General features: G+C 61.8%; 16 protein-coding genes and 1 riboswitch. Of the genes, 6 read left to right on the top strand and 10 right to left on the bottom strand.

Annotated features, from left to right (window positions below; translation table 11 throughout):
• The 5 genes from BKD70_RS24490 to BKD70_RS21320 form a co-directional block, all read left to right on the top strand.
• On the top strand, window positions 1-847 hold an 847-nt coding region (locus BKD70_RS24490; RefSeq protein ID WP_256543143.1), incomplete at its 5' end, for an amidase family protein.
• Window positions 848-891: 44 nt separating this feature from the next.
• A riboswitch (cobalamin riboswitch) is annotated at window positions 892-1,092 on the top strand.
• Window positions 1,093-1,183: 91 nt separating this feature from the next.
• A complete protein-coding gene (cobW, locus tag BKD70_RS21335) occupies window positions 1,184-2,251 on the top strand; it encodes a cobalamin biosynthesis protein CobW (RefSeq protein ID WP_047274624.1) in 1,068 nt (355 codons plus the stop codon).
• A gap of 3 nt (window positions 2,252-2,254) precedes the next feature.
• A complete protein-coding gene (gene cobN / locus BKD70_RS21330) occupies window positions 2,255-6,025 on the top strand; it encodes a cobaltochelatase subunit CobN (RefSeq protein ID WP_047274623.1) in 3,771 nt (1,256 codons plus the stop codon).
• Window positions 6,026-6,038: 13 nt separating this feature from the next.
• Window positions 6,039-7,046, top strand: coding sequence for an ATP-binding protein (locus tag BKD70_RS21325; RefSeq protein ID WP_047274642.1), 1,008 nt, complete (start codon window positions 6,039-6,041; stop codon window positions 7,044-7,046).
• Between the two features lie 101 nt (window positions 7,047-7,147).
• A complete protein-coding gene (locus BKD70_RS21320; RefSeq protein WP_252190500.1) occupies window positions 7,148-7,711 on the top strand; it encodes a VWA domain-containing protein in 564 nt (187 codons plus the stop codon).
• A gap of 83 nt (window positions 7,712-7,794) precedes the next feature.
• On the opposite strand, the gene BKD70_RS21315 is transcribed toward BKD70_RS21320, so the two are convergent.
• A complete protein-coding gene (locus BKD70_RS21315; protein ID WP_047274621.1) occupies window positions 7,795-8,061 on the bottom strand; it encodes a hypothetical protein in 267 nt (88 codons plus the stop codon).
• A gap of 344 nt (window positions 8,062-8,405) precedes the next feature.
• On the opposite strand from BKD70_RS21315, the gene BKD70_RS21310 reads away from it, so the two are divergent.
• Window positions 8,406-9,731 carry a sigma-54 dependent transcriptional regulator gene (locus BKD70_RS21310; protein ID WP_047274620.1) on the top strand — a complete coding sequence of 442 codons (1,326 nt, stop codon included), beginning with the start codon at window positions 8,406-8,408 and terminating at the stop codon, window positions 9,729-9,731.
• A 49-nt stretch (window positions 9,732-9,780) separates the two neighbouring features.
• On the opposite strand, the gene BKD70_RS21305 is transcribed toward BKD70_RS21310, so the two are convergent.
• From BKD70_RS21305 to BKD70_RS21265, 9 genes are all read right to left on the bottom strand, one after another.
• On the bottom strand, window positions 9,781-11,067 hold the full coding sequence (locus BKD70_RS21305; RefSeq protein ID WP_047274349.1) for a transporter: 1,287 nt from the start codon (window positions 11,065-11,067) through the stop codon (window positions 9,781-9,783).
• A 46-nt stretch (window positions 11,068-11,113) separates the two neighbouring features.
• Window positions 11,114-11,860: a hypothetical protein gene (locus tag BKD70_RS21300; protein WP_047274351.1), complete on the bottom strand. Its 747-nt coding sequence runs from the start codon at window positions 11,858-11,860 to the stop codon at window positions 11,114-11,116.
• 47 nt (window positions 11,861-11,907) lie between these two features.
• Window positions 11,908-12,588, bottom strand: coding sequence for a C39 family peptidase (locus tag BKD70_RS21295; protein WP_047274352.1), 681 nt, complete (start codon window positions 12,586-12,588; stop codon window positions 11,908-11,910).
• Window positions 12,589-12,648: 60 nt separating this feature from the next.
• Entirely contained in the window at window positions 12,649-13,395 is a 747-nt protein-coding gene (locus BKD70_RS21290; RefSeq protein WP_047274354.1) for a hypothetical protein, read from the bottom strand.
• Between the two features lie 68 nt (window positions 13,396-13,463).
• Window positions 13,464-14,027, bottom strand: coding sequence for a hypothetical protein (locus BKD70_RS21285; RefSeq protein ID WP_047274356.1), 564 nt, complete (start codon window positions 14,025-14,027; stop codon window positions 13,464-13,466).
• Window position 14,028: 1 nt separating this feature from the next.
• The gene (locus BKD70_RS21280; protein ID WP_047274358.1) at window positions 14,029-14,493 is read right to left on the bottom strand and encodes a hypothetical protein; all 465 of its coding nucleotides are present in this window, start codon (window positions 14,491-14,493) and stop codon (window positions 14,029-14,031) included.
• A 324-nt stretch (window positions 14,494-14,817) separates the two neighbouring features.
• Complete coding sequence (locus tag BKD70_RS21275) at window positions 14,818-15,342, bottom strand: AAA family ATPase (protein WP_047274359.1); 525 nt, start codon at window positions 15,340-15,342, stop codon at window positions 14,818-14,820.
• Complete coding sequence (pnuC, locus tag BKD70_RS21270; protein WP_047274361.1) at window positions 15,339-15,902, bottom strand: nicotinamide riboside transporter PnuC; 564 nt, start codon at window positions 15,900-15,902, stop codon at window positions 15,339-15,341. Before pnuC ends, BKD70_RS21275 begins: the two co-directional genes overlap by 4 nt.
• Before the next feature lie 70 nt (window positions 15,903-15,972).
• Window positions 15,973-17,580: a glycosyltransferase family 39 protein gene (locus tag BKD70_RS21265; protein ID WP_047274364.1), complete on the bottom strand. Its 1,608-nt coding sequence runs from the start codon at window positions 17,578-17,580 to the stop codon at window positions 15,973-15,975.
• Window positions 17,581-17,609: the final 29 nt, after the last annotated feature.

Here is a 17,609-nt window from a genome sequence, read left to right as displayed (position 1 = left end):
CYGTTRCCGCACCCCCAGCGGCCCCGGCAAGTTCGAAGGTTGGTTCGGGGCCAGCGTCGGCAATGTGGTGTCGCGAAACGTGCGGGACATGGCGCTGTTTCTGGATGCCGGGCAGGGCCATGAAGCCGGCAGCCCGTATTGGACCAAACCGCTGGCACGGCCCTACGTGGACGAGTTGCAGGCCGCGCCGGGACGTTTGCGCGTGGGGCTGGTGCGCGAATCGCTGACCGGTGCGCCGCTGGACCCTGAAGTGGCGCGGGTACTCGACGCGACCGCTCAGCGGTTGTCGGCGCTGGGGCACGACGTGGAGCCTGTGCGTTTGCAGGTCGATCCGCGGCAATTGTTCGGAGCCCATGGCGCGGTGATCGGCGACGCGCTGTTGACCCTGGTGCGTGACCGTGAGCAAGCGCTGGGCCGCAGTGCCACGCCTGAGGACCTGGAACGCATTACGCAAGTGGTGTTGGGCAACGCGCAAAAAGTCACGGGCGAAGCGTTGTATCGCGCTCGCCAGTCGTTCGAGTCGATTGGCGGCTACATGGAAGACCAGTTCCGCCAGCTCGACGTGATCCTGTCTCCGGTCACGGCCAACGTCACCCCGAAACTGGGGCTGCTGAGCCTCGACCAGCCTTGGGACAGTTACGCCCACAACGCCATGGGCAGCGCCGGGTTTACCGTGCTGGCCAATGTCAGCGGGCAGCCCGCCATCTCGCTGCCCGTGGGCATGAGTGACACCGGCATGCCGATTGGCATGATGCTCACCGCCCCGATGGGCGGGGAAGATGTGCTGCTGCGCCTGAGTGCGCAGCTGGAACAGGCGCACCCGTGGGCCAAATTGCCGACCCTTTGATCCACCCGCCCGCGTCTTGACATTGACCTGTTACAACGCACTGCGTAGCCTTGCGCGTTCGAGGTTCTTCGCCACGCGAAGCTAAGAAGGGAACGCGGTATGCCGCGGCTGCCCCCGCAACTGTAAACGGTCAATTGCCTTGCAAGGCCACTGCTCCAGGGAGCGGGAAGGCGCAAGGAAAGACGCAGCCCTCCGGCTGCTGTCAGCCGTAAGCCAGGAGACCTGCCTCGTGAGCGTTTTTTACTTCAACCGGGCGGGGTGATCCGGTGGCGAATACGGCCGTGCAGCGTGTGCGGCCTCGTCCCGTATGCCCGCCGCTTTGCCAAAGGGCATCCGATGAAAACACTGGCCAAAACCCCCGTCACCATCGTCACCGGCTTCCTCGGTTCGGGCAAAACCACCTTGCTGCGTCACATGCTGGACAACGCGCAGGGCCGTCGCATTGCCGTTATCGTTAACGAGTTCGGCGAGCTGGGCATTGATGGCGAAATCCTCAAGCAGTGCTCTATCGGGTGTACCGAAGAAGAAGCCAATGGCCGCGTGTATGAGCTGGCCAACGGCTGCCTGTGCTGCACCGTTCAGGAAGAGTTCTTCCCGGTGATGCGCGAGTTGGTGGCGCGCCGTGGCGACATCGACCACATCCTGATCGAAACCTCCGGCCTGGCGCTGCCAAAGCCGCTGGTCCAAGCCTTTCAGTGGCCTGAAATCCGCAGCGCCTGCACCGTAGACGCGGTGATTACCGTGGTCGACAGCCCGGCCGTGGCCGCGGGCACCTTTGCCGCGTTCCCGGACCAGGTGGATGCCCAGCGCAAACTCGACCCGAACCTGGACCACGAATCGCCGCTGCATGAGCTGTTCGCCGACCAACTGGCCAGCGCCGACCTGGTCATTCTCAATAAAGCCGACCTGATCAGCCCTGAAGACCTCGCCAAGGTGCGTCTGGAAGTGGCAGAAGAACTGCCGCCTGCGGTCAAAGTCATCGAAGCCAGCAGCGGCCGTTTGCCGCTCGACGTGTTGCTGGGGCTGGGTAACGGCTCGGAAGCGCACATCGACAGCCGCCACAGCCATCACGATCATCACCATGAAGGCGATGACCATGACGACCACGATCACGACGCGTTCGACTCCATCTCCATTGAGCTGCCCCAGGCCGAAGAGCGCGTGCTGCTCGAAGCCCTGACGCAGTTGGTGATCCGCCACGGCATTCTGCGGGTCAAGGGTTTCGCCGCGATTCCGGGCAAACCGATGCGCCTGTTGATTCAGGGTGTGGGCACCCGTTTTGACAAACATTTCGACCGTGCCTGGGCGGCGGATGAAAACCGCGTCACCCGGTTGGTACTGATTGGTCAGGACCTGGACGCCGCGCTGCTGGAATCCACCCTGCGCACTGCGCTGAGCGCTTAAGCCATGCATTTGCTCAGGACCCAGCCCGGTGGCTTTGTATCGGACGACAACATTGCCGACCTGGGGCAAACCCCCGCCGAGCTGGTGATCCTGTGCAGCGGCGACTCCAGCCTGGCTTTGCTGGCCGAAGCGGCGCAGCAATTGCCCGACGATTACCCGAGCCTGCGTCTGGCTAATCCGATGCAGGTTCAGAATCATGCCTCGGTCGACCTGTATGTCGACCAAGTGCTGCAACACGCCAAGGTCATTCTGCTGTCGTTGCATGGCGGGATTGGCTATTGGCGCTATGGCATCGAACAACTGATGCAGTTGGCCGAGCGCGGCGTGACCCTGATCCTGGTGCCCGGCGACGATCGTCCCGACCCTGAACTCAGCGCGCTGAGCACCGTGCCGGCCGAACAGGCCGAACGGTTGTGGCACTTTTTGCGTCAGGGCGGGCGGCACAACGCGCTGCAACTGTTTAACTGCCTCGCAGGCCAATGGCTGGGTCGCGCTTACCCCTGGGGCGAGCCGCAGGCCCTGCCGCGTACCGCGATTTATCACCCGGTACACGCCAGCCCGCAGCTCAGCGACTGGCAGGCCCAATGGCAGCCCGATTTTCCCGTGGCCGCGTTGCTGTTTTATCGCTCGCATTTGCAAGCGGCCAACACCGGCTTTGTGGATGTGTTTTGCCAGCGCCTGCAAGCGGCCGGGATCAATCCGTTACCGATTGCCGTGGCCAGCCTCAAGGAACCGGGGTGTCTGGCGGTGGTGCAAGACCTGCTCGATGAGGTGGACGCCGGGGTCATTCTCAACACCACCGGCTTCGCTCAGTCCAGCCCGGAGGCACCGCACGTGCGGCCGTTCCGGCGCAACATCCCGGTGATTCAGGCGATTTGCGCCCAGGACAACGAACCCGGCTGGCGTGACAGTGAACAAGGGCTGGGCCCCCGAGATCTGGCAATGCACATTGCGCTGCCGGAGCTGGACGGGCGCATCATCAGCCGCCCCATCAGCTTCAAGGATCTGGCCTGGCGCAGTGAGCGCAGCCAGTCGGATGTGGTGTGTTATCGCGCTCAGCCCGAGCGCATGGACTTTGTCGCACAACTGGCGCGCCGCTGGGTTGAGCTGGCCCGCGTGCCGAACCCGCACAAGCGCATCGCGTTGATCCTTGCCAATTACCCGACCCGTGACGGGCGCATCGGTAACGGGGTCGGGCTGGACACCCCGGCCGCGGCGTTGAATATCCTGCGGGCTTTGAAGCAACAGGGTTATCCGCTGGACGGCGAACTGCCAGCGTCCGGCACGGCGTTGATTCAAGCGCTGCTGGGCGGCGTGAGCAATGACCTGGAAAGCCTTGACCTGCGCCCTTGCCACCAAAGCCTGGGGCTGGACGAGTACGCCAAGCAGTTCCGTGCGTTGCCGCACGCCAACCAGCAGGCAGTGCTGGCGCGGTGGGGGCGGCCGGAAAATGACCCGATGTTTCGCGACGGCCGGCTGATGATCGCGGGCCTGCGCTTTGGCCTGACCTTTGTCGGCATTCAGCCCGCCCGTGGTTATCAGGTGGACGCCAGCGCGGTGTACCACGACCCGGATCTGGTGCCGCCCCATGGCTATCTGGCGTTTTACTTCTGGTTGCGCCACACCTACGGTGCGCATGCCGTGGTGCACGTGGGCAAGCACGGCAATCTGGAGTGGTTGCCGGGCAAAGGCGTGGGGCTGTCTGATGAGTGCTGGCCCGATGCGTTGCTGGGCCCGCTGCCCAATGTCTACCCGTTCATCGTCAACGATCCGGGTGAAGGCGCGCAGGCCAAGCGCCGGACCCAGGCGGTGATTATCGACCACCTCATGCCGCCGTTGACTCGCGCCGAAACCTATGGCCCGCTGCGCGACCTTGAACTGCTGGCGGACGAGTATTACGAAGCGCAGTTGCTGGACCCGCGCCGGGCGCGCGAATTGCAGCGCGACATTCTCAAACTGGTGCGTGAAACCCATATCGACCGCGAACTGGAGCTGGACGAACAGCTCGACAGCGACGCGGATGCGGCCATCTGGCTGCCGCGACTGGACACCTACCTGTGCGACTTGAAAGAGTCGCAAATACGCGACGGGCTGCATATTTTTGGCGAGTCGCCTGCAGGCCGCTTACGCATTGACACGCTGCTGGCGCTGCTGCGCATCCCCCGGGGCGACGGGCGCGGTGCGCAGTCCAGTGTGCTACGGGCACTGTCCAAGGCTTTCGACCTGGGTTTTGACCCGCTTGACTGTGCGCTGGCCGAACCCTGGACCGCGCGGCGCCCGGCGCCTCTGTCGGCGGTCAGCGATGCCCTGTGGCGCACGGCCGGCGACACCCGCGAGCGCCTTGAACTGTATGCCGCCGGGCTGATCGAGCAGGCGCTGGACGGCACCTTGTCCTTGCCGCCAGACGATCAATGGGCCGAGGTGCGGAGCATGTTTGACGCCTTGCTGCAGGAGGTTGCACCACGGCTCGACGCCTGCGGCCCCGCCGAGATGCAGGGCTTGCTCGACGCGCTCAACGGCCGCTTCGTGCCTGCCGGGCCCAGCGGGGCGCCGAGTCGCGGACGGCTGGATGTGTTGCCCACCGGGCGCAACTTTTTCTCGGTGGATGTGCGCAATCTGCCGACAACCACGGCGTGGCGCATCGGCTTTCAATCGGCCAACCTGATCCTCGAACGCCACTTGCAGGACCACGGCGATCACCTGCGTCAGCTGGGTTTATCGGTGTGGGGCACGGCCACCATGCGTACTGGCGGTGACGACATCGCTCAAGCCATGGCGCTGATGGGCGTGCGCCCGGTGTGGGCCACCGGCAGTCAGCGCGTCGACGACTTTGAAATCCTCCCGGTGAGCCTGCTGGATCGGCCGCGCGTGGATGTCACGCTGCGGGTGTCGGGGTTCTTCCGCGATGCATTCGCCAACCTCATCCGCCTGTTCGATGCGGCCGTGCAAGCGGTGGCAGCACTGGACGAACCGGATGACCTGAACCCGCTGGCGGCCAGGGTGCGCAACGAGCGTCAACAGCTCGAGCGTGAGGGGCTGAGCCCGGAACTGGCGGCCCGCCAGGCAGGCTGGCGGGTGTTCGGCGCCAAGCCCGGCGCTTATGGCGCGGGGGTACAGAACGCCATTGACGGGCGTTTGTGGCAGAGCCGCGATGATCTGGCCGAGGTCTATTTAAATTGGGGCGGGTATGCCTACGGCGGGGCCGATGAAGGCACGGCGGCCCGCGGTCCGTTCGCCCAGCGCCTGAGCCAGTTGCAAGCGGTGGTGCAGAACCAGGACAACCGCGAGCACGACTTACTCGACTCCAACGACTATTACCAATTCCAGGGGGGCATGCTCGCGGCCGTCGAAAGCCTGAGCGGCGGGCAGGTCGCCAGTTACCACGGCGATCATAGCCAGCCGGATCTGCCGAAGATTCGTACCCTCAAGGAAGAACTGAACCGGGTGGTCCGTTCCCGTGCGGCGAATCCGAAGTGGATTGAGGGCGTCAAGCGACATGGCTATAAAGGCGCGTTTGAAATGGCCGCGACCTTGGACAACCTGTTCGCGTTCGACGCCACCACGCACCTGATCGACGATCATCAATATGCCTTGTTGGCCGACGCCTATTTGTTGGACCCGGACACCCGGCAATTTGTGCAGCAACACAACCCCCATGCCTTGCGCGACATGACCGAGCGGCTGCTGGAAGCCCAGCAACGCGGCTTGTGGAGCGAGCCCGGCGAGTACCGGGATGCACTGGAAAACCTGCTGCTGGACATTGAAGAAGACTGATGTGGACACTGACATGACTGATACCCCTCACTTCCCGCTGTCTGCGGTCGTGGGCGCCGAGGACTTGAAACTGGCGCTGTGCCTGACGGCAATCGACCCGAAAATCGGCGGGGTGTTGATTGAAGGCCCGCGCGGCATGGCCAAGTCCACCCTGGCACGCGGGCTGGCGGATGTGCTTGCCAGCGGTCAATTTGTCACCTTGCCACTGGGCGCCACCGAAGAACGACTGGTGGGCACGCTCGATCTGGACGCGGCTCTGGGGCAGGGCAAGGCGCAGTTTTCGCCGGGCGTACTGGCCAAGGCGGATGGCGGCGTGCTGTACGTCGACGAAGTCAACCTGCTGGCCGACCATCTGGTCGACGTGCTGCTGGACGTGGCCGCCAGTGGCGTCAACGTCGTGGAGCGCGACGGTATTTCCCACCGGCACCCGGCCCGGTTTGTTTTGATAGGCACCATGAACCCTGAAGAGGGTGAGCTGCGTCCGCAATTGCTCGACCGCTTCGGTCTCAACGTCGCCATGAGCGGCCAGCCAGCGCCTGCCGAGCGCGGCGAAATCATTCGTCGGCGTCTGGACTTTGATGCCGATCCACACGGGTTCTGCGCGCACTGGCGCGCCAGTCAGGAGGCCTTGCGCGCGCGCTGTCAGCACGCCCGTGAGTTGCTGGGTGCTATTGCGCTGGATGATGCCTCGCTGACGATCATCACTGAACGCTGCTTTGCAGCGGGCGTGGACGGCCTGCGCGCGGATCTGGTCTGGCTGCGTGCCGCCCGGGCCCATGCCGCGTGGCGTGGCGCCGTCAGTATCGAGGTGCAGGACATCGACGCCGTGGCCGAATGTGCCCTGCGCCACCGTCGTCGCCAGCAGACGCCGCACGCCCCCACGCCGGATCAACCGCCACCGCCCACGCCTTCGCCCACCACGGCGAGCGAAGCCGGGCAGGGGTTGTGGGGGCAATTGCCGGTTCAGCCGCAGACAACCGGCGCGCGTCGTGAAGTGCCGAGCTGGCCAAAAAAGCCTTAGGCATCCGCCCTCGTGCAACCGGGGGGGCGGATGCCAGACCCCGACCGGGAACCCTGGACAGCGGCAAGCAGGGCGCCAGTCGTCCGGCGCCTTGCGGGGCGGTGGATTGGGTCCAGACCTTGCAGCAGGGACGGCCCCGGCAACGCAAGGACCTGGCGTTCAAAACCCGTCGTGGCACCGCGCCCCAGCTGTGGCTGGTGATCGTGGATGCCTCGGCTTCGACCCGGCGTCATCACGCGCTGACGGATGCCAAAGGCTTGCTGGCCGAAGTGTTCGAGGATGCTTATCGGCAACGGGCACGGGTGGCCGTGATGACCGCCAGCGGTTTGAATCCGCAATGGCACGTCAGCGGCATCAAAGCGGCCAAAGGGCTGGAACAGTGGCTGGAAGGCTTGGGCGCGGGGGGCGGTACGCCGTTGCTGGAAGCGGTGGGCGAAGCCAGTGAATGGCTCAACGCCCGGCGGCGGCGCTTTCCGCTGGAGGAGCAACGCGTGTTGTTGCTCACTGACGGTCGGCTCAAGGCATGGCGCACGTCACACGCACTTGAATGCCCTGGTCTGCTGGTCGACATGGAACGTGGACCGATTCGTCTGGGTAGGGCCCGACAAATCGCCAGCGATCTGCACATCGAATACCGGCATCTGGATGAGCTTCAAACCCTGTAGCTAAAAACGCGAGGCTGCGATCGGGTGGCCGGGGGTGGCACCCTATCACAGCCTCGTTGCGCGATACACCGGCATCAGGCGGATTAAGCCGGCATGACCCACGGCTGCAACGCGTAGCCTTCTTCGCTCAACTCGGCGCGGGCTTGTGCCAGCAGGCTGGCGAGCTGTTTGGCGTCGGCGCAGGCACTGCGCGGGATCTGCTTACGGCCAATACGGGTGCTGGTGCGGTCAATCACGGTCAGGCTCAGTTCGCCATGGCCGTCCTGTGCAGCCCAAGCCACGCACTGGAAAGGTTGAAACGCGTGGCCGGCAATCAAAAGTGCTTCGTTGAAACGGAGCGGGGCGTTCATAGGGTCGTCTCTCAAATAGGCCCATCAAGTGATTAACCGTCGGCTGGGCATACCGTGCGGTTGGTTACTTGTACTGATGACCGATGCCCCCACGCAGGTCACACCCATTTGCGTTTTTTTTTAACGGGTTTTCATGGGGCTGATCTGGATCAAGGTTTTGTTGCTGTTCAAAAACAGCGATTCAGGTTGCAGGTCTGTGCCTATGAGTGGGCAAAGTTCCGTTTGATATTAGGGTTATAAGAAAACAGTACAAGCGCCGTTCAAAGGTTGACTACCGTTAGGAGCAATATCCTCAACTTACTGTTTTTACTAATCTTTTAATATTTTGGCGCCAAGGAACAGTCATGCTCGAATTGCCCGTGTCCCGCCGTTTGTTAGTGGTTGATCCTTGTGATGATTGTCATCAGATAGTGCCCGGGCTGCGTCACATTGGCTGGGAAGTGGACAGTTGTGAGCTGGACGCTGTGAATGATCGTTCATGTGATGTTGGTCTTATCCGGTTACAACCTTTTCACCTGGAACGACCCGAAGCGGTCAAAGACATGATCAGTCGCAGCGGCACCGAGTGGATTGCCGTGCTCAGCCCTGACACCTTGCAATTGAAAACCGTCGGCGATTTTGTCTGCGAGTGGTTTTTCGATTTCCATACCCTGCCTTTCGATGTGTCGCGGGTTCAGGTGACCCTGGGCCGGGCGTTTGGCATGGCGCGCCTGCGAGGCCGCAGCACCGACCCGATTGAAAGCGCAGGGCACGAGTTGCTAGGGGAAAGTCGTGCCATCCGGGACTTGCGCAAATTGTTGGGCAAACTGGCTCCCACCGAATCGCCGGTATTGATTCGGGGCGAGAGCGGTACGGGCAAGGAACTGGTGGCCCGGACCCTGCACCGCCAGTCCCAGCGCCACGCCCGGCCTTTTGTCGCGATCAACTGCGGCGCCATTCCGGAACACCTGATCCAGTCGGAGCTGTTTGGTCATGAAAAAGGCGCGTTCACCGGGGCCCATCAACGCAAGATCGGCCGCATAGAGGCCGCCCATGGCGGGACGTTGTTTCTGGATGAGATTGGCGATCTACCCCTTGAGCTACAGGCTAACTTGCTACGCTTCTTACAAGAAAAACACATCGAACGCGTGGGCGGCAGCCAGCCGATCCCTGTGGATGTGCGGGTGTTGGCAGCGACCCATGTGGACCTGGAAGCCGCCATCATCAACGGGCGGTTTCGGGAAGATTTGTATTACCGGCTCAACGTGTTGCAGGTGTTCACCGCCCCCTTGCGTGAGCGGCACGGTGACATGGCCATGCTGGCCAACCACTTTGCACGGTTTTACAGCCAGGAAACCGGGCGTCGACCGCGGACTTTCAGCGAGCAAGCACTGGTTGCCATGGGCAATCACGACTGGCCGGGCAATGTGCGTGAACTGGCCAACCGGGTGCGTCGCGGCCTGGTATTGGCCGAAGGCCGTCAGATTGAGTCCTGTGATCTGGGGCTTGAGACCCGACAGGCGCCCAGCCTGACCATGGGCACACTGGAAGACTACAAGGACCGCGCTGAGCGGCAGGCGTTGTGTGACGTGTTACAGCGCCACAGCAACAACCTCAGCCTGGCAGCCAAAGTGCTGGGTGTCTCGCGACCGACGTTTTACCGTTTGTTACACAAGCATCAAATCCGCTAGGGGCAGGCCCGCCGTGTTCACCCACAGCGGGCCTTTTGCGCACCTGGCGTTAGAAGTAGTACGGGAATTTGAGGCTGAACGTGAAATCCGGCGCATCTTCGGTCAGACCAATCGAGAGGTTGGGCACGATGGTCAGGTTGTCGGTGGCCGCAATGGTCATGCCCACGTTGAAGTAGCCGGCGTTGGCGTCGCTGGTGGTCAGGGTTTGCCAGTCTTGGCCCTTGTATTTGATTTTGCTCTTGCTCTGGATCAGGTCAGACACCGAGAACGACATGCTCATTTTCTCGTTCAGCGCAAAGGCCACGCCCGCACCAATCTGGTAGCTGTCGCCCAGCTTGACGCTGCCGGGTTGTGACTGACCGGCCGTGGAGCCGATGTCACTGAATGAGTCTTCCAGGTTGTAGGTGTAGGAAAGCGAGCCGAACAGCACCGCCGGGTCGAAGGTCTTGACCAGCGAAATGCCCGGCGTGATGGACCACACCCCATTCCCGGTGGGCAAACTTTCGGGGTAAATGATGTTGTTGTTCTGCCCGTCGGTGACCAGCTTGATGCCGAACGGGTCCTTGCCGGTCGGTGCCTTGACCCTGACCGAGAAGACGGCGTCCGGGGTGTTGGGCGATTCGTCGAGGAACTTGTAGGCAACACCGACGTTAACGTCGCCAATGGTCGGATCGCGGGTGACAGTTTTGTCGGACGCTGCCGACGCATCGCCGCCGTTGGCGCCACCGGACTGGTAGGTTGATTCGCGGTACACCACGGGCACGTTGACATCGAATTGCCAGCGATTGTCGAGGTTGTAACGTGCCGTCAGGTCCAGGGTCCAGTTATCGGCTTTAATCCGGTCCAGGTTGAGGTTGCCCAGCAGGATGGAGTCCAGGGCCAGAAAGCCGTTGAGGGTTAACTGGCGGGTGTCATAGCGCGAATAGGTGATCCCGGTTTCGACACTGAACTTGCCGCCGCCGAAGAAGCCGCTGGCTTCGTCGTACAGGTTGGTGACACTTTGCGCGGGTTCAGAATCGTCTTTGAGGGACTGGCCGTACGAACTGCCGGTGCCGCCTGCAGCGCCGCCGGATTGGGCCACCGTTTGCCCGCGCTTGAGATCGGCCGGGGACTTGACCAGGCGTTTGGGGGCCGGAACCGCCGGTTGTTCTTCTACTTGGCGGACGCGTTGTTCAAGCACCGCCAAGGCTTTTTGTTGTTGATCGTACCGCTGGCGCAGCTCCATTAATTCCTGTTTCAACGTTTCTACATCAACCTCCGAAGCCGCCTGTAGCAGGGTGGAGGGAAGGAGTGCGCTCATACATACAACTGCGCGAAAGGTAAACGATCGATGCATGAAATAAGCCGTCCGGGTAGTCCATTAAGTAGTGGAACAGCCTAGTTCAATATCCTGCCGCACGAAGGGCTTTTAGTTGGTTGAGGTTTGAATTAAGTCCCTCGGTACTGGGCAGTTTATTGCCCAGCACCATATTCAATTGAGTCATGTTATTCACGGCATTGCCGCCGCCCAATAACGTGGTGTTCTGTAACACGCCACCTTGAGCGATTTGCTGTAACGAGTTGCCTTGATTGTTGTTGGCGGCTATAGCCATTTGAATGGCTCCATTGTTTATCGCCACACTGACGCTACCTGCCGCGTTGCTTAATGAAACCGGATTAGTGGCCGTCAATACACTGCCTTGTTGAGTGAGCGCCGGTGCTTGACCGGATTGGCTGATGCTGATGTCCACGTTGTTGAGCGCGCTGTTGTTATCCCCTGCGGCCCGCACGCTCTGGACGACGCCCTGGCCACTGCCCAGGCCGGCACCGCCCAGCACAATGCCGGTGCCGGTGTCGGGCTTGCCTTGTTGCGGGGTGCCTTGTTGGGAATAGGTGGACACATAAAACTGCGGCTTGACCGAGTTTTGCAGGTGCAGGCTGGTACTGGCCCCAATGGTCGCGCCCTGAGCATTGGTCCAGGTGCTGCTCATGACCAGACCGAAACTGATAATGCGACCGGGCATGACAAAACGGCCGCGCAACTCTGACAGTTCCTGATCTTTCAACTCTATGGGTTTAAACGACGTTTCGGCCTGCACGTGCAGGCATGTCGCAAGGCAAGTTAGCGCCAGCCAATAGTGGATGTTCATGTGCTGCTCCCGGGAGCGTCCTGCCCGCCATGGTGAATGAGGTGCCGTTAAAAAAAGTCACTCTGGATAAAGCCGAAGTCCAGCAACTCGGCATCTTTGACCGGGCTGAACGCATCCAGCGTGTTCTTGGCCGAGAGCGGAACCGGAGGGGTGCGCAGCGCATTGGTCTTGTCATAACCGGGACCAATGACGGCAAACACAATACCGTTCCAGCCTTTAACAAAATCTTCCTGGCTGTACCGCTTGTGGCCCAACACGGGGTCGCCGATGTACACCCAGTTGTCTTGAGCCCGTTGCAGTACCACAAAATGCTTGTAGCCCCGTATGTCCAACAGCACGACCACCGGGACATTGATGTCTCGCAGGTTTTGGGCCGGGATGCGATACCCCCGGGCGCGCATGCCGATGCTCTCGATGTAGTGCTTCATGTCCAGCATCGAAAAGCCCTGGGTCCGCACCAGGTCTTCGTTGGCATTGACCAGCATGCCTTTGATGACGTGGTCTTCATCCACGTCCAGCCAATAAGCCTGACGCAAAATGGTGGCCAACGCGGCGGCACCGCAGCTGAAATCGGTTTTTTGCTCCACCAGATCGCTGAAGCGACGTTCGCGAATGCTCTGTACCGGCTTGAACACCAGGTTCCCGCCCGGCAACGCCGCAACCGGCATACGGGCCGCCTGCACCTCGCAGGTCAGGCCTAACAACAGGGCGAGCGCGATCCGCAACATGATGAAGTCACCTCACATGAAGAAAGGGCCTCTGCTGTAGAGGCCCTTCAAACCGCCGTGTTACATCGAGGTTGTGCTGATAACCATCGAGTTGTTCTGCTGATTGCCGACCCCGGCCGAGACGTTGGCACCCACGTTACCGGAGGTGTACTTGATCGAGTCGTTAACGGTCGAGTTGTTGCTCACAGCCACGCGGGCTGTGTTGGGGTTATGCCAGGGGGTGTGGGTGCTGACCGAGCTCAGGTCATTGACCACCGTCAGGTTATTGGAGGTTTGTACAGTGCCAGCGGCCGCACTGGCCAGGTTGCCACCGGACACGGCGATTGCCAGGTTGTTTTTCTGTTGGTTGAGGTCGCCTGCGGACACGTTCACCCCAATGTTGCCGGAGGTGTTTCGGATGGAGTCGTTGAGCGTGGCGCCGTTTTGCGTGCCGTGGTTATTCACTTTGTTGTAGCTGTTGGTCTGGCTGGCGCTCACGACGGCCGCCGCAGTGCCGAGCACAAAGTTCTGGTCACTGCTGGCAATGGCGGCGGCGTTGTCCTGCTGGTTACCCGAGCCGGACGCTACGTTGACCCCGACGTTGCCGTTGGTGCTTTTCACAGAGTCAGTGACTTTTGCGCTGTTGAGCGTGCCGTTATTGGTGATGTTGTTGTCATGACTGACCTGCACATCAGCGATCACGGCGCTGGCGCCACTCGTGGCTGCCGGTGTCGGGGTGGGGTGGCGATTACTGTCTGCTTGTGCTGCCACAGCCATCAGTGCAGCCAGAGCGAAGACCAGTGGTTTGAGAGCCATTGTTGGTTTCATGATGTTTCTCCATGCTTCATCAGTTATGTGTGTGTTGGCATACGTCATTGCACTTCGCGTAACCCGAGTCACTGCGTGACCCGTACATTCAGGGTGTTAGCCATGCGGTTCCCCACCCCGGCACTCTGGTTGACCTGAACCACTCCGCGGCTGCCGGTGAAGGCCTGATCGCTGGTAACGATCTGGCGGCTGCCCGTGTTGAGTGATCCCGCTCCCGAGTTTGGTTGCAACGCCACGTTTTGCTGGGACAAGGCGTTGTCATCGATACTTTGCGGTCCGGCGCCTACGGCAACCCGCACAGCGTTGACCATCTGGTTGTTGGCACCGGCGGACTGGTTGACCCCCAGCAGGCCGCTGCCCTGGCTGAAGGAGTCGCCGCCAATGCTGGCCCGAGCGTTCATCGCGGGGTCTGCCTGACCTGTGAGTTGTTGCGTGACCCCGGCCGTGGACTGGGCCTGATTGCCAATGGCAATGGCGCGGCTGTTGACTTGCTGCTGCTGAGTGCCTGAAGCCTGATTGATCATCAGGTTGCCGGTGTAATGGGCACCCGAGGCATTGATCTCGGCCTGATTGTTGTCAGCCAGCACCGGTGCAGCGACCAGCACGGTCAAGAGCAGCGCGAGGTTGTTCATGTCATTGCCCGCCCAGCGAGGTGAGCGGGCGCATGCCTTGCTCAACACTGCGGTTGATCTGGCCGCCGAGTGAGCCCAGCGAGCCACCGCCGCTGCCGCCCCCTGCACGTGCAGTGCTGGTCAAACCGGGCATGCCGCTGTTTTGATTCAGCAGGCCCGGCACGCTGCCAGTGCCGGTGTTGATGACACGGGTGATGCTGGAACCGGTGCTGACGCGAGCAAAGTCCCCATCCCCCAGTTCGCCGTGGGTGGTGACGGCATTGATCTGGGCGGCCGGGTTGGCATTGACCGTGGTGGGGTTGGGATCAGGGGGCGGCACAATGCTGCCGACGGCGCGTGGGTAGACATGGCGGGTAATCACAATTTCACCCGTGCCATCGGCCTGTGCGTTCACGCACACCAGCCATGCACCGAAGCTGCACGCCAGTAGCAGGTGACGCGTGAGTAATGTGCGTAAAGTCCCCATGACCATATTCCTTCTTCAATACGCTGGCCCTGATCAGCGTTGTGAAGGAGAGAGCAGAAGCTGTGCCGCTTTTTAAATGTACTTGTAAATCAATGAGTTGGGCCTTAAGGAGGGGCGTTGGGGCGTACTGCTGTTTCAGGCTTGGTACAGGGATGTAGGCCGGGCGGGCTAAGAAAGACCAGGGCTTCAGGACGTTTACGGGGCAGGACGCCCTCTGTAACGAGGGTGTTACACAGCACCCGCTGCCACCCTAGAGACCCTGCGGCATAAGGGTTTCGTGGCAGGGGGGTGTTTCAGCAGCGGACACTTTTGGGTGAAACAGGGTCAATTTGCCAGTAATTGCCGAACGGCGTCCATGGCGCTGGCCTGTCGATCCTGCCAACTGCCGCGAATGATGCGCAGGGGCTGGGCATGCCGTTGCAGCCAGTCCCGGCTTTGCTCAAAGAAGTGTTGGCGCTCGGCCAGGCTCGGCTGGCAGCGCAGGCCGTCGGGCGTCCACTCCACATCCTCGGGCGACAGCAGCAGGTGCATATCGTAGTGGCGGCTCAGCAGCTCCGGCTCCAGCCAGTCCGGGCAGGCGCCGAACAGGGTGGTGCTCCACAGCATATTGCTCAGCAAGTGGGTGTCGAGGATCAGCAAGGGGGGCTGTTGCGCGCGGGCGGCGTCTTCCCAGGCCAATTGCCCGCGGGCGATGGCCGGGATGTCGGCCAGGCAGGTGTCGCGGGGGTGAACGGCCATGAAGTGACGCACGTATTCGCCCACCAGCAGGCCACCGAAGTGCTGGTGCAACTGCGCGGACAACCAGCTCTTGCCGCTGGATTCCGGACCCGCCAATACCACGACCTTCATGTACGCAACGCCGGGTCGAGACGCCAGTCGCGCCAGCCCTGAATCGCGATCACCGTGAACAGCGCATACAGCCCGGCGGTCAGGTACAAACCCTTATAGACAAACAGGCCGACGAAGATGACGTCCACCACAAACCACAGGGCCCAGCACTGCAACCGTTTTTGCGCCATCCACAGTTGGGCCACCAGACTGAACCCGGTCAGTGCAGCATCCAGCCAGGGCTGGGCCGCGTCGGTCCAGTGGGCCATGGCTGCGCCAAGCGCGAGGCTACCCACCGCGCCGATGGCCAGACCGGTCACCACCTGACGGGCAGTGAGCGCCGTGACCTGGCGCCCCTGGTGTTGCGCACCGGCGCGTGTCCATTGCCACCAGCCATACAGTTGCAGCGCGGCGTAAACCACCTGCAAGAGCATGTCCGAATACAGCTTCACTTCGAAGAAGATCCAGCTGTAGAGCAGCACCATGACCAGCCCGATCGGCCAGCACCAAGGGTTCTGTTTGACTGTCAACCAGACGGCGATGACACCGAGCGCAGCGGCAAACAGTTCAAGCCCTGACATGGAGGTTCCTTGGCGTGGGGAAAAGCCGGGGATTGTAACCGCAGCCGAGCCCTTTGGGGCACTGGGCGCGTCAGGGTTTTTTCAGCAGCACCATGTCGTTCTTGTCAAAGCGCCCGCTCAGTGTCGGTGCCGTGTTGCCCAAGACGGTGCCGTGCAAGCCCTGGTAGTCCTGGCGGTCCATGATGACCCAGGCCCGCCCGCTAATCGTGCCCAGTTCGGCAGGCGTCTGGGTGAACACCGGTTGCAGATCGCGCTCGACATTGACCATGAACTTGATGGCCTTGGCATCCTTGCCCATGCCATGCAACACCAGGGGCTGTGGGGTTTGATCAATCAGGCGCATGGCCTCACGGGTGAATGTGCGTGTGTCGTACACGCGGCGTGCGTAAGGCTCGTACACCATGATGTAGGCCGACCACACGGCCAGCACCGCGCAGGCGGCCAATCCCGTCGTGCGCCAGCGGGTGTTGAACAGCGCACCCACGGCCAGCAGTTGCAGGACGGCCAATCCCGTCAGTGCCGTGTTCAACGCCGGCAGCGGTTCATCGAGACGTTTACCCGCTATCACCAACCCTGCAATCAGCAGGCCCGGCAAGAGCAGCAACACGCCCAGCGTCAAGCCGCGCAACAGCGCAAAAGCACGTCCTTGCCGCCCCTGAAACGGGTACGCCGCAATGACCGCCGCCATGGGCAACATCGGCAGCAGGTAGCGGGCTTTCTTGGCCTGGGGGATGGACAGCCCGACCATCACGATCAGCCCCGCCCCCACGCAGTATTTGACCAGCGTTAATGCGGCATCGGGTTCTTTGCGACCGCAAAAGACGAGAGCGGCCAACACCAGGGCCGCCAGCGGGTACGCCAGCGCGTAGTTGCCCATAGCGCTGGTGAAGTAATACAGCACGCTGCTGGCGCCTTCGGTGCCATCCATACGCCCGGTCACTTGCATGCGGATCACTTCATGCACGAAGGTTTCACCGCCGGCGATCCAGGCCAACGCCAGCAACACCCCGATGCACACAACGAGCAGGGCAGCGGCCTGCATGCCCGTGGTCAGCATCCGTCGCCATTGACCGCCGAGTACGAAATACACACAAAGCATGCCGGTGGGAATCACCAGCCCGATGGGGCCGCGCAAGGCAAACCCCAGCACCAGTAAGGCCAGCACACCGGCGTGTCGGCGCGGCGCACCCAAATGGTCGTGGGCGTAGGCCAGGTAAAAAACACCGAGGCTGACCGCCGCCAGCATCTGGTCCAGTGACACGGCGCGGGTTTCGGTGATGAACGTCATGCTCAGTAACAATAACGCTACGCTCATCACCGCCCACTGCCGCGAATGCGGGGCGACCAGGCGCCAGGTCAGGGTCACGATTGTCGCGCAGGCAATCGCAGTCGGCAGCCAGGCCGTCAGCCGGGTGACTTCATCGAACGGCACGGAGAGTAGCCAGATCAAAAACGTCGACGTGGCGCTGTAGTCGGGGTACGGCTGGCCATAGGTGGTGGGAAAGACGCTGGGGCCGTGACGCAGCATTTCTTGGGCAAATAGCACAAAGCGCGAGTCAAAGCCGATGGTCGCCTGAGTGTGCTCACCCAGCACAAACAGCAGCAACGCCAGCGCTCCGGCTATCAGGGACTGCCTGCGCTGAATGTGTAACGCCGGACGGGAGCTATGGGCAGGCATATTGAGTTTCCTTGACCCTGAAAAAGTGC

It is taken from the genome of Pseudomonas sp. BS-2016 (genome assembly GCF_001806145.1).
Lineage (GTDB): Bacteria > Pseudomonadota > Gammaproteobacteria > Pseudomonadales > Pseudomonadaceae > Aquipseudomonas > Aquipseudomonas lundensis.
Note: the sequence above shows the minus strand (reverse complement) of the source record. Positions and strands in the feature narration are given on the sequence as shown.

Coding starts and splice junctions, on each gene's coding strand:
- cobW (WP_047274624.1), top strand. CDS start 1,184: ATGAAAACACTGGCCAAAACCCCCGTCACCATCGTCACCGGCTTCCTC.
- BKD70_RS21290 (WP_047274354.1), bottom strand. CDS start 13,395: ATGAAACCAACAATGGCTCTCAAACCACTGGTCTTCGCTCTGGCTGCA.
- pnuC (WP_047274361.1), bottom strand. CDS start 15,902: ATGTCAGGGCTTGAACTGTTTGCCGCTGCGCTCGGTGTCATCGCCGTC.
- BKD70_RS21265 (WP_047274364.1), bottom strand. CDS start 17,580: ATGCCTGCCCATAGCTCCCGTCCGGCGTTACACATTCAGCGCAGGCAG.
- cobN (WP_047274623.1), top strand. CDS start 2,255: ATGCATTTGCTCAGGACCCAGCCCGGTGGCTTTGTATCGGACGACAAC.
- BKD70_RS21325 (WP_047274642.1), top strand. CDS start 6,039: ATGACTGATACCCCTCACTTCCCGCTGTCTGCGGTCGTGGGCGCCGAG.
- BKD70_RS21305 (WP_047274349.1), bottom strand. CDS start 11,067: ATGCATCGATCGTTTACCTTTCGCGCAGTTGTATGTATGAGCGCACTC.
- BKD70_RS21295 (WP_047274352.1), bottom strand. CDS start 12,588: ATGTTGCGGATCGCGCTCGCCCTGTTGTTAGGCCTGACCTGCGAGGTG.
- BKD70_RS21275 (WP_047274359.1), bottom strand. CDS start 15,342: ATGAAGGTCGTGGTATTGGCGGGTCCGGAATCCAGCGGCAAGAGCTGG.
- BKD70_RS21310 (WP_047274620.1), top strand. CDS start 8,406: ATGCTCGAATTGCCCGTGTCCCGCCGTTTGTTAGTGGTTGATCCTTGT.
- BKD70_RS21315 (WP_047274621.1), bottom strand. CDS start 8,061: ATGAACGCCCCGCTCCGTTTCAACGAAGCACTTTTGATTGCCGGCCAC.
- BKD70_RS21285 (WP_047274356.1), bottom strand. CDS start 14,027: ATGAACAACCTCGCGCTGCTCTTGACCGTGCTGGTCGCTGCACCGGTG.
- BKD70_RS21300 (WP_047274351.1), bottom strand. CDS start 11,860: ATGAACATCCACTATTGGCTGGCGCTAACTTGCCTTGCGACATGCCTG.
- BKD70_RS21280 (WP_047274358.1), bottom strand. CDS start 14,493: ATGGGGACTTTACGCACATTACTCACGCGTCACCTGCTACTGGCGTGC.